Annotated in this window: 14 protein-coding genes and 1 riboswitch; of the genes, 3 read left to right on the plus strand and 11 right to left on the minus strand. The window is 39.2% G+C overall.

Annotated features, from left to right (window positions below):
• Positions 1–180 precede the first annotated feature (180 nt).
• Positions 181–372, minus strand: a complete 192-nt coding sequence (locus DXB52_RS05760) for a helix-turn-helix domain-containing protein (protein WP_118106724.1) — start codon at positions 370–372, stop codon at positions 181–183.
• A 202-nt stretch (positions 373–574) separates the two neighbouring features.
• Between DXB52_RS05760 and DXB52_RS16750 the strand changes: the two genes are divergently transcribed.
• The 3 genes from DXB52_RS16750 to DXB52_RS05775 all read left to right on the plus strand — a co-directional run bounded on the left by DXB52_RS16750 (position 575) and on the right by DXB52_RS05775 (position 1936).
• Entirely contained in the window at positions 575–886 is a 312-nt protein-coding gene (locus DXB52_RS16750) for a helix-turn-helix domain-containing protein (protein WP_270370477.1), read from the plus strand.
• Positions 887–1135: 249 nt separating this feature from the next.
• Positions 1136–1387 (plus strand): hypothetical protein, encoded by a 252-nt coding sequence (locus tag DXB52_RS05770; RefSeq protein WP_118106725.1) that lies wholly within the window; start codon positions 1136–1138, stop codon positions 1385–1387.
• Between the two features lie 3 nt (positions 1388–1390).
• Complete coding sequence (locus tag DXB52_RS05775) at positions 1391–1936, plus strand: TRADD-N-associated membrane domain-containing protein (protein WP_009461571.1); 546 nt, start codon at positions 1391–1393, stop codon at positions 1934–1936.
• Positions 1937–2197: 261 nt separating this feature from the next.
• On the opposite strand, the gene DXB52_RS05780 is transcribed toward DXB52_RS05775, so the two are convergent.
• From DXB52_RS05780 to DXB52_RS16765, 10 genes are all read right to left on the minus strand, one after another.
• On the minus strand, positions 2198–2758 hold the full coding sequence (locus DXB52_RS05780; RefSeq protein WP_330677888.1) for a thiamine phosphate synthase: 561 nt from the start codon (positions 2756–2758) through the stop codon (positions 2198–2200).
• A 28-nt stretch (positions 2759–2786) separates the two neighbouring features.
• Positions 2787–4001 carry a 2-iminoacetate synthase ThiH gene (gene thiH, locus DXB52_RS05785; protein WP_118106727.1) on the minus strand — a complete coding sequence of 405 codons (1215 nt, stop codon included), beginning with the start codon at positions 3999–4001 and terminating at the stop codon, positions 2787–2789.
• Positions 4002–4013: 12 nt separating this feature from the next.
• Entirely contained in the window at positions 4014–4787 is a 774-nt protein-coding gene (locus DXB52_RS05790) for a thiazole synthase (protein WP_117825034.1), read from the minus strand.
• 42 nt (positions 4788–4829) lie between these two features.
• Complete coding sequence (gene thiF, locus DXB52_RS05795) at positions 4830–5477, minus strand: sulfur carrier protein ThiS adenylyltransferase ThiF (protein WP_118106728.1); 648 nt, start codon at positions 5475–5477, stop codon at positions 4830–4832.
• A 6-nt stretch (positions 5478–5483) separates the two neighbouring features.
• Positions 5484–5681 (minus strand): sulfur carrier protein ThiS, encoded by a 198-nt coding sequence (thiS, locus tag DXB52_RS05800; protein ID WP_020436697.1) that lies wholly within the window; start codon positions 5679–5681, stop codon positions 5484–5486.
• A 161-nt stretch (positions 5682–5842) separates the two neighbouring features.
• Positions 5843–5948, minus strand: a riboswitch (TPP riboswitch).
• Complete coding sequence (locus DXB52_RS05805) at positions 5915–8053, minus strand: AAA family ATPase (protein WP_181989168.1); 2139 nt, start codon at positions 8051–8053, stop codon at positions 5915–5917. (Overlaps the previous riboswitch by 34 nt.)
• Before the next feature lie 143 nt (positions 8054–8196).
• Positions 8197–8646: an SDR family oxidoreductase gene (locus tag DXB52_RS16755; RefSeq protein ID WP_472519985.1), complete on the minus strand. Its 450-nt coding sequence runs from the start codon at positions 8644–8646 to the stop codon at positions 8197–8199.
• A 13-nt stretch (positions 8647–8659) separates the two neighbouring features.
• On the minus strand, positions 8660–8953 hold the full coding sequence (locus DXB52_RS16760) for an SDR family NAD(P)-dependent oxidoreductase (RefSeq protein ID WP_472519977.1): 294 nt from the start codon (positions 8951–8953) through the stop codon (positions 8660–8662).
• Between the two features lie 89 nt (positions 8954–9042).
• Positions 9043–10905, minus strand: a complete 1863-nt coding sequence (locus tag DXB52_RS05815) for an amylosucrase (RefSeq protein WP_118106729.1) — start codon at positions 10903–10905, stop codon at positions 9043–9045.
• A 16-nt stretch (positions 10906–10921) separates the two neighbouring features.
• On the minus strand, positions 10922–12193 hold the full coding sequence (locus tag DXB52_RS16765) for an alpha-galactosidase (RefSeq protein ID WP_472519978.1): 1272 nt from the start codon (positions 12191–12193) through the stop codon (positions 10922–10924).

The raw sequence follows: 12193 nt of genomic DNA on the forward strand, positions 1-12193 counted from the left end.
GGAGCATATCAAACAATACAATGCTTCCAAATGCGACATGGCTGCATAAAATACTGTACATCCAACGAATCAATATCTTTCAAAAGAACGATATTTTCACCAAGGGGGATGTCTACCCTTTTTTAGCCAGAAAATAAGAGCAATTTTTTCATTTAACTATTGACATTTATTAGCTGGACTTCATACTGCTCTCTGAGAGCATCCATAAAATTTTGTTTCCCAATAAGGACGTGGTATCTTCCCACGAACTGCCACATATCCTTCCTTTGCCAGTTCATCATTAAGCTGCTTCAGAATGGAATATGCCTTACTGCGTTTTACACCTAATTCTTCCATGACATCATCAACAATCATCATATAATTAGTTCTCATATTGTCCTTCTTTCCAGTTACTTTTGTGACTCTTTTGATGTTTTTTACTGCAATTTACTTTTGTGACTTTGTCAATAACCTTTTGCGAATTTTATTTTTATATTCCGTTCTACATTTTCATACTCTGCGAAAATCACCCTCTTTCGTATCATTCACTTTTGTGCTAGAATAGAATCACAAATATTATTAAGGAAACAGCATTATGGTAGGTAAAAAAATCCGGGCATACCGGGAATTCAGAGGGTACAGTCAGATACAGTTAGCCGAGCTGTCCGGCATTAACGTAGGTACGATCAGAAAATATGAACTGGGAATCCGGAATCCAAAACCGGATCAGTTAGAAAAGATAGCAACTGCACTGGGATTAAATGTTAGTGTTTTTCTGGATTTTAATATTGAAACAGTCGGAGATGTGCTCTCCCTGTTGTTTTCTATTGATAATTCAGTGAACCTCTCACTTGCAGAAACACCTGATCAGAAGGTTTCACTGACGTTCGATAATCCTACAATGTAGGACTTTTTCTGGAAATGGTGTCAATTTAAAAATGTCTATGAAAAGGAAAAAGCTGAAATATTAGCTATTGAAGATGAAGATAAAAGACAGGAAGAAATGGGTAAGCTGAACGCTACCCAGGAAGAATGGAAACTGCGTGCCATGGGAACTACGATAGGTTGTCATACTATCGTTAAAAAGGTACCGAGGGCAATACTATCAAGGCATATTCTTTAACTTAATATAAAATGTTTGAAAGGAACGAATACCATGAAAAAAATAAATAACAATGAAATTATAAACTTTTTAAATTCTAAATGGCAAGGAAGTACTTGTCCAATGTGTCATGCTGGAAATTGGAATGTCAGTAATAAAGTTTTTGAACTTCGTGAATTTAACAATGGAGATTTGGTTATTGGCGGTCCCTCAAGTGCTATCACTCCCGTTGTGCCTGTCACCTGTTCGAATTGTGGCAATACAATTTTTATCAATGTTTTATCAACTGGATTGTTAAAGGAGTAGTCAATGTCCGAAATTCATACTAATGATTCAAAAATAATTTCTGAAACCAATAATACATTTTTACACTCAAAAGAGAAAAAATCACAAATAACTATTGCTGACGATACATGGCTACCAGACAAAGCCAAAAACAATTATCACACTCAAAGACTCAAACAGTCAAAGTGGGCATTTTGGCTTAGCTTTTGGGGTGCTATTGCCGGATTTGCTGTTTTAATTATTACAACTTTTATATATATTGCTTCAGATAATCCTTCTGCTGTTGGATATATTTCTGGTATTATTATTGAAGCAACATCTGCTCTATTTTTCACATTGTCTAATAAAGCAAATGAAAAAATATCTGAGTTTTTCGACAAACTCACTTTAGATTCAAATACAACACACGCAATGCATATGACGAAAGAAATTTCCAATTCTGATGTAAGAGATCAACTACTTGTAAAGCTTTCATTACATCTTGCTGGAATTAATGAAGACAAAATTTGTAAACAAACCATCGAAATTTGTACTAACTCGCAGAATGAATCTTCAAATCAAGCTGATTAACTACATATTTTGTTATCATTCTGTTATCACAAACGGTTGTCAGGATACTCTCCCGGCAACCGTTTTTCTATACTGTTCGTTATTCTTTACTGCTCTTTTTACATATTTCCAGGTAACAGAAAAACCCGTAGAACCGAAGTTCTACGGGTATCTTACGTTTGGACACAACGTTATCTTGCGATAACAAATCTATATTCAGATTGTATTACTCGATGATTGTAGCAACACTTCCTGATCCTACAGTACGTCCACCTTCACGGTTTACACCTCCATCATTCCGGACATAATACATCCACCGGAAGCGCCTTTTTGTTTCAATTCTTCCCACTGTTTTTCATCAAACTTGATTCCACCAATCGCATATACCGGAACATTCACCGTACTGCAGACATCTTTTAAGAATCCAAGCCCTCTCGGTGCCAGGCCTTTCTTGCAATCTGTAACATAAATATGTCCTGCTGTCATGTAAGACACACCAAGTCTTTCTGCTTCCTTTGCATCTTCCACTGAATGAACGGAAGTACCGATTCTTTGAAATTGTTCTTTCACACCTTCCGGAAGTTTCCTTAATTCCGGCAATGGCAGATGTACAGATGTACATTCCAATTCCAGTGCTGTTTTCCAGAACTTATGTAAAATACACGGAATCTCATACTTCTTGCAAACAGACAGAACTTCTTCTGACAGAATCCGATATTCCTCTTCTGACAGATCTTTTTCACGCAAAATAATTGCCTGCGGTTTCATCTGACAAACCCGTTCAATCTGCTCCAAAAATGGTCTTTCGCACAGTTTTCTATTACTGACAGCTATAATTTTCAAATCTATCTCCGATAAATCGCATTTCATCTTACACATAAATATAATCACTCATAACCGGCTGGAGATTATTTTTCAATAATGCATCATAAACCTCATCTACCGAACGTTCATCTGAAATCTCAAACTGGTCATCGCCCTTATCCTCGATATCATCCACATGGCTTCCAATTCCTGTGCTTACCCCTGCTGAAATCTTAGTTGCTGCAATATTTACAAGATTATCTCTGACACGCGCACACTCTCTTGTTGAAACTGTAATGCTTGCAAATGGCATAAACAGACGATATGCACAGACAACCTGCAGAAGCTGTGGCTCATGAACATCCATCGGATTGATTCTGTCATTATTGATGATTGGGCGAAGTCTTGGGCAGGAAAATGCGATTTCTGCATGTGGATATTTTCTCTGTAACAGATATGCGTGATATCCTGTTGCAAAAGCATCTTTTCTAAAATCATCCAGTCCTAAAAGCGCACCGAATCCGACTCCTCGCATACCACCTTTCACTGCTCTCTCCTGTGCATTGACACGGTATGGGAAGATTCTTTTATGTCCTGCCAGATGAAGCGTCTCGTACTTATCTGAATTATATGTTTCCTGGAATACTGTTACATAGTCAGCTCCACATTCATGCAGATACGCATACTCATCTGAATTGACCGGATAGATTTCCAGACCGATCACTTTGAAATACTTTCTTGCAATCTTGCATGCCTCTCCAATATACTCTACTGTAGATTTGTTGCGGCTTTCCCCTGTCAGGATCAGGATTTCCTGTAATCCTGTCTCTGCGATTGCTGCCATTTCTTTCTCAATCTCTTCTGCATTCAATTGCGCACGGTTGATCTTATTGTGACAGTTAAATCCACAATAAATACAATAGTTTTCACAATAGTTTGCAATATAAATCGGTGTGAACATATAAACACTGTTTCCAAAATGTTTTCTTGTCTCTGTCTGGGCTGCCTGGGCGATTTCTTCCAAAAATGGAAGGGCTGCCGGTGATAACAATGCTTTAAAATCTTCCGGAGTACGTTCCGAATGTGCAAGTGCATTTTTCACATCTGCTGCCGTATATTTACTATAATCATAGGCTTCCATTGCCTCGATCACCTGAGCCATGATTTCTGATCCGATATCCTCCATTCCCGGAAGATAAGTCATATGATCGATTCTGTTTTTCTTCTGATCTTCCAGTATTTCTTCACTTAAAATACTTTCATTAACATGTGTATCATTCATCTCAACTGCCTCCTAGTCTTCCAGAAATCCTGTCAATGGTGAAGATGCACTTGCACCTCGTTCAATTGTTCTTCCAAGACCTGAAAGATAAGCACTTCTTCCTGCTTCAATTGCTTTCTTGAATGCCTCAGCCATCTCCTCGACATTTCCTGCTGTTGCGATTGCTGTATTCGCCATAACAGCTGTTGCTCCCATTTCCATTGCCTCGCATGCCTGAGATGGACGTCCGATTCCTGCATCTACAATAATCGGCAGATCAATCTCATCAATCAAAATCTGGATGAAGTCTTTTGTACAAAGTCCTTTGTTAGAACCAATCGGTGCCCCAAGTGGCATTACACAGGCAGCCCCTGCATTCACCAGATCTCTTGCCGCATTCAGATCCGGATACATATATGGCATAACTACAAAGCCTTCTTTTGCAAGAATTTCTGTTGCCTTGATTGTCTCATAGTTGTCTGGGAGAAGATATTTGGAATCTCTGACAACTTCGATTTTTACAAAGTTACCACAACCAACTTCTCTGGAAAGTCTTGCAATACGAACTGCTTCCTCTGCATTTCTTGCTCCGGAAGTATTCGGAAGAAGTGTTACATTTTCCGGAATATAATCCAAAATATTCGCAAGTCCTCCTTCATTCGCACGGCGAAGCGCGAGTGTAATGATCTGCGCTCCTGCTTTTTCTACACATGCTTTTACAAGATCAAGTGAAAATTTTCCTGATCCAAGAATAAAACGTGAACTAAATTCTTTTCCTCCAAGTGTAAATGTATCTTTCTGATTCATAACTTAAATCCTTCTTTCTTTTTTATTCATTTAGATGTCTTTCTATACATCCTCTTCTCCAAGAAGCAAACGCGTGATCATATTTGCTTCATGCCCTGCACAGATTGCAACTCGTGGAGCCATTAATCCATTCCCATAAGTCGGCTCTGTCACACGATCTCCACATAAATAAAAGTTCTTCATCATTCTCTTAGTACTGATTATATTGCTGCTTTCATAGCCTGCCATACCTGTTGCAGACACAAGCTTCTTCTCCGGAAAATGCTCCAGAATTCCATTCACCAGCATTGCTTTTGCTACCGGATTATCAAATGCTTCACAGACAATCTGTGCATCTGCAAACAGCTCTTTCAGATTTGCTTCCGTCACCTTCACACAATCCGTACGGATATCCAGATATGGATTGATCTTTAAAAGCAGTGACTTTAGCGCATCGGTCTTATACATTCCGATATGCTCCATGAAATACTGCTGCCGATTCAAATTGGTAATATCCACCACATCAAAATCAATCAGATGCAGATGCCCTACTCCAATTCGTGCAAGTGAATACGCTACATTGGAACCTAGTCCACCAAGTCCGGCAATCGTCACCTGACCGACTGATAAAAGCTTCTGTTTTTCCGGCGAATGGCGTTCATTCAGCGCTGTTTCGATTTCTTCTTTGCTTAATATTCTTTCTGATGCCATCTGATATCAGCCTCCTCCTACAAATGTCACAACCTCCAGACGGTCACCGTCTTTGAGCATTGTCTCTGAATAGCTGTATTTCGGAAGAATCTCTTCGTTCATTTCAACTGCGATTCTATTAATCTGGTAATTGTTCTGCTCCAGATAATCCGCAACACTCATTTCAGATGTCAGCTGGATCTGCTTTCCATTTACTGTAATCATAACTACTCCTTTCCGGATAATTGAAAAAAGAGTTCATGAAAGAAATGTACCCGTGGTGGTGCACCCCTTCATGAACTCTCGCTCAATCTCAACTTATCCGATCTTCAATTGTCAATTTTGTCTGATTAAAAAAGAGAGATACCAACAAATGTATCTCTCTAAAGTACTGCTTTATACATTCCTACGTTGGCATTATCCAAATCAGGTTATGGGTCGAAGTTCTCAACTTCCTCTCAGCCTGGTACACAAGCTCCCCGTGTTTTCTTCACATGATTAGTATAAAAGCTTGTCTGATAGATGTCAACCGTTTTTTCTCCATCTGATACAAGATCTTTTCCGTTACTGTTCACACAATGTGCGACCAGCAACGCATCTCGCCATTTTAAATTGCCTTTGGCGATGGGGCGAGATGCATTCAAGCCAAAACATCCATCCTCCGTGTCAATCAGCGGAGTGATTGACACGGGAGTGAACAGTAACTCTTTTCCACAATGTGCCAGTCCAACATAACACACTTCTCCGGTCATTTCTGCGTCATATTGTTTTTCTTTTATCTGTTCCAGTGCCTTTTCTGCAAGCTTTTCTAAATCGTCTTTTTCATCTTTGGTATACTTGAATTCCAAAATTAAATTTGGATATCTGTCATGTTTTGCATAAAGACAGATATCACTTCTGCCTTCTCCGGTTTCCCGATTGCTTTTGATATCATAATCCTTTCTAAGAAATGCACACATTCCAAGCGTCATCATATGGTAACTATTCTCATCTTTCAGGTCATGATAAGATGGCAATTCCAAAAGAACTCTCTGATACTCTTCTGCAAAACGTTCCATATCCTTTCTTTTAAGAGCATTTAACATCTTCTCCATATGTCTCTCATCGATTTTCAGATGACATGCTGTTAATTCTTTGAATACTTTCCACACTTCCAGATTAGGAACCCGAAGTCGGTAATAGTCCTCTTCGATTTCTTTTGTAATTGTTACAATTCCGGCATTTACAAGAAGTCCCCATAGATTTGCTTCGTCCATTTTTTCATAATAAGCCATTGAAAAATCTACTGTCACTTCTACTTCACCTTCTGTGACCAAGGCCTCATATTCTTTCTCAAAAGACCTTCCCTGTACTTCAAGTGCATTACGTAAAATACTGTTCTCGCTTGTATTAACCCAATAAGATTCCATCCTTCTTCTTGCCGCATAACACGATATTGACCATGGATTATATACATCTGTACTGCCAAAATGATATCCATCGTACATCTTTTTCAGCTCATCTGAAAATTCTGCTTTACAATAAGCAAGCAGCTCTTTTACTTCTTGCTCTGTAAAACCAAAACAGTCATCATAATCTTCGTCCTGCACTGTGCAGACAACTAAATTATTGAGACCCGAAAATATATTTTCCTTCGCAATTCTCTGAATTCCTGTCAGAATTGCCTTTTGAAGATAATCGTTGCCTTTCAGGGACGTTGCCAGAAAACGATTCAACATGGCTCTTACTTCATCATAATATCCTTCGGAATTTGCAGACATAAACGGAGTATCATATTCATCTAACAGCAAAAATACTTTTTCTCCATAATACGTACTCAGTGTCTGACAAAGAACAGCAATTGAACGAATTACATGATTTTCTATTTCTTTTCCGATGCATTCCTGATATAAACTGTTATAAATCATATTGAATTCTTTTACCTGGAATTCTGACAGTCTTCCATCATTAAGTATCTGATAAAAGCGCTCATACTCCGCACGTACAGTATCTTTCAATGCATAACAAAGAGATTCTGCATCCCCCGCTTTCACGTTAAGGAAAGACAAAAATACAACAGGATATCGATTCAGCTCCTTGTAGTGGACAGATTTTGTAATCTTTGTTCCACAAAATAAATCGGAGGAATCTTTTGTACAGTCAAGAAATTCTGCCAACATTGACATATTAAGTGTCTTACCGAACCTTCTCGGTCTTGTAATTAATGTAATCTGATACCAGGATTCTAAAAACTGTTCAATAAACTGTGTTTTATCCACATAATAGGCTTGTTTTTCACGCAAATCACGAAAGTCCTGTACTCCTATTGCAAGTTTAGGTTTTTCCTCTTGTATCCTAGATACATTGTACAGACTGCTGTCTTCCTTTACCACGTCACAACTTGCAACATAAGTTGGTTTTCTTCCAAATAATTCATCTAAGGAACAGGCTAACACCTCACTTATTCGTTCCAGTACTTCAAAGTCCGGTGTCCGGTTTCCATTCTCATAATTGGTATAAGTCGATCTGGAAATCCCCAGTTTTTCTGCCATCTGCGCCTGAGTGTAGACCCTGGATTTACGTAATTTTGTCAAATACTCGTTAAATTTTGTTTTCATAGAATCACCGCTTTTTTTCTTTTAGTATACGCTTTTATGTTTCATTTTGCAACATTCTTTTTTATTTATATACAAAGAAGGACAGAAAGGTTTCGCTTTGTTAACCTTTCTGTCCTTTTTAAATAGTTGCTATCTTATTTTCCTTACAGCATAGCTCCGAAATCTGTTACGATTGCCTGTCCTGTAATCGCCTTTGATTCATCGCTTGCAAAGAACAGGATTACATTTGCTACATCTTCTGCTGTACAAGATGGTGTTCTAAGATTACTGTGTGTTGACATTGCACCGATCATATCCGGGTCAAGTGATGCCGGATTTGTTCCTGATGTCATTGGTGTAATGATATTTCCCGGGCAGATTGCATTACAACGGATTCCTGTTGCCTGGAAACGAAGTGCTGTATGCTTTGTCACTCCTACGATTGCTGCTTTAGATGCTACATAAGCAGCTCCGCCACATCCTTTCACTCCAGCGATAGAAGCAACATTTACGATAGATGCTCCTGCCTGCATCTTCTGTGATGCAGCACGCATGCAACGCATAGTTCCTTTTTCGTTCGTCTCTATGATACGATCAAGATCTTCGTCTGAGATCGATCGATTGGTTTCAGTCCTTCCTCAAGATTCCTGCATTATTCACAAGAATGTCTACCTTGCCATATTTCTCGATCACGAGATCCATCAGTCGCTCCGGATCTCCCTTCTTTGAGATATCTGTTGAAACAGCGAAAACTTCTCCTCCTGCTGCCTTAATCTCTTCTGCTACTTTCTCCAGTGCAGCCTCTCTTCTCGCTGTGATAACAACAGTTGCGCCCTCTTTTGCGAACATCTTTGCTGTTGCTTCTCCAACTCCTGAGTTACCTCCTGTAATAATAGCTACTTTACCTTTCAAACGATCCATTTCAAAGATCCTCCTTTGTTGTTATAGGTAAAATTATACAATTCTTCTTTCAGTATTTCAATCTATTTATCTATATTTTACATTTTGTTTTATGCTTTATATTTCATCCAAACAAATTCATAGCCTTTCAAAACTGGATCTTTCACTTCTACAATTTCACCATTCACCAGATTTCTAAAAATGCCTTCCTCCTGCATCCACGCAGTCTGTTCATTTTCGCTGAAATTAAACAGTGCAATAAATCGTTCTCCCTTATACTCTCTAAGGATTCCTAAAATACTATCATTGTGAACATCATAAGTATATACTTCCGCTTCCTGGGAAAAGACATTTTCCTGTCTTCGGATCTGTTCCAATCGGTTCAACATCTGAAATAATTGTCCCTGTACAGTAGAAAGATCTTTCCTCTTATCCGCAAGTATCCACTGAAATATTCCTCGGTGGAGATACCGTGAATCAGATACTTTTTCAGCATCTTCTTTATAGCTATAATCATTCACCTGTCCTAACTCATCCCCGCTGTAAAGCATCGGGATTCCTGACTGTGTCAACATGTAAGCGTGGAGCATGAGATCTTCTTGAATTGCCGTCTGCATTTTTTCTGCATTTCCTTCAAATCCTGCTGCTTCAATTCCACACATGGATGCTGTTGTTCCACAAAATCGTGCATCTTGAGTTACAGGATCATCGTTATATAGCTCTCCACGGCTGATGCTGTCTGCTATCTTTCCTGTAAAATAATCATTGAGGTAACGCTTGTGGGAAGGCTCTTCCATTCCCCATTGTTTCATTGTATCAAAATCAAGCCCCCACCCGATATCATCGTGACAACGAAGGTAATTCAAAAATGTATATTGCTTTGGCAGACGGCTAACTATATCCATCTGTTTCTTCAAAAGCCGGATGTCTCTTGTCGCAATACTATTCCAGGTCGTCGCCATTGTTGTCACATTATAGAGCATATGACATTCCGGTTTTTCAACTGTACCAAAGTACGGCACCACCTTTTCCGGCTCCATAACCACTTCGCCAAGAAGTATCACGCTTGGGCAGACAATTTCCGCAATCATACGCATCATTCTTACAATTGTATGTACTTCTTTCAGATTACGACAGCTTGTTCCAAGTTCTTTCCAGATATAAGGAACTGCATCGATACGGATAATATCCATTCCCTGATTCGCAAGAAAAAGGAAGTTATACATCATCTCATTAAATACTCTTGGATTACGATAATTCAAATCCCACTGATATGGATAAAACGTCGTAAGCACATAATGTCCGATTTCCGGAAGCCATGTAAAGTTTCCAGGTGCTGTTGTAGGAAAGACCTGTGGAACGGTTTCTTCATATCTTGCCGGAATATCACCGTTATCATAGAAGAAATAACGGCTCATGTACTCTCCTTCACCTGCTCTGGCACGTTTTGCCCACTCATGTTCCTCAGAAGTATGATTCATCACGAAATCCATGCATACATTCATACCATTTTCATGACATTTTTCTGTCAATCTGGCAAGATCTTTCATTGTACCGAGATCCGGTCTTACTTTCCGAAAATCTGCCACGGCATATCCGCCGTCTGATTTTCCTTTCGGAGTATCCAGAAAAGGCATAAGATGAAGACAATTTACATTACACTCTTTCAGATAAGCTAACTTTTTTTCTACACCTTTCAGATTACCGGCAAAGTTGTCAATGTACAACATCATGCCAAGCATTTCTTTTTCCTTAAACCAGTCAGGATTCTTTTCTTTCTTAATATCTCTTTTTTTCAACTCTGTGCTACGCTTCAAGTAGTACTCATGCATCTGCTCACAAAGTTCTGCATACATTGCATCATTTCCATACAACTCCATGTAAAGCCAGCGTAATTCATCCTGATGTTTTTCCATACGCTGTGCAAAGATTTTTTCTGTATTATTCACATTCTTCACCATTTTCTGTTCCATCGTCAACTAATTTATTTTACTCTTTCACAAAACAATACTGATATGCCTGATATTCGCCTGGCTCTATCGGAAGCGGCATGCCGCCATACATAAGTGCAGCTCCGGTGTATCTTTTTCCACTCTTTTCTTCTCGATATACAGCTGTTTCTTCAAGCCCTTGAAGTTTTACATAATTTACTGTCATATTTCCATGAATCACCTGCATAACTATATTTAAAAGAACTTTACTTTGTTCTTTCTCATCTGTATGCACAAACTCCCATGCACAGATTTCTTCTGTTGTCGGATCTGAGAGACGATAGTACAGTCCATTCTGAATGATCGGCGCATAGCTCTTATATTCTGCGATTTGCTCTCTGATCTCCTGCTTTTCTTCTTCAGAAAGTTTCATAAGATTCAGCTCATACCCAAAAGTTCCGGACATTGCAACAACACCTCTTGTATGAAGTGGGGTCTTTCTTCCCGTCTGATGATTCGGCACTGCTGACACGTGAGAACCTACTACCGATACCGGATAACTAAAGGATGTTCCATACTGAATCCGTAATCTGTCAATTGCATCCGTATTATCACTACACCAGATCTGCGGAGTGTAATACATCATACCGGCATCAAATCTTCCACCTCCACCGCTGCAGCCTTCGATCAGCAGATTCGGATATCTCTGCACAAGACGTTCCAGAAAATCATATAGTCCCAATACATAATCATGTAACACTCTTCCCTGATCTCTTGTTACAGAAGAATAAACATCCATCAGGCTTCGGTTCATATCCCATTTTACATATTCGATATTACCCTGATCCAACACCTTGCAAATCTGATCATAAATTTCATCTACAACTTCTTTTCTTGAAAAATCCAATACAAGCTGATTTCTGCTTCTGACCGGATTTCTGCCCGGAACCGTCAATGCCCAATCCGGGTGTTTCCGATAAAGATCACTGTCTTCTGAAACCATTTCCGGCTCGATCCAGATACCAAACTTCACACCCAAATCATTAATTCTCTTGATCAGATTTCCAAGTGTGCCACCAAGTTTCTTCTCATTCACAAACCAGTCACCCAGTCCGCTGTTATCGTCATCACGTTTTCCAAACCAGCCGTCATCCATAACAAGCATGTCAATATTGACTTCCTTCGCCGCTTTGGCAAGCTCATAGATCGTATCTCCGGTAAAATCGAAATAAGCTGCTTCCCAGCTATTGATCAAGATTGGACGAATTTCTTCTTTATATTTGCCTCTGCAGATATGTTGTCTGATACAATGATGCAGATTCTGAGACAA

This window comes from Ruminococcus sp. OM04-4AA, from assembly GCF_003462585.1.
GTDB lineage: Bacteria > Bacillota > Clostridia > Lachnospirales > Lachnospiraceae > Mediterraneibacter > Mediterraneibacter faecis.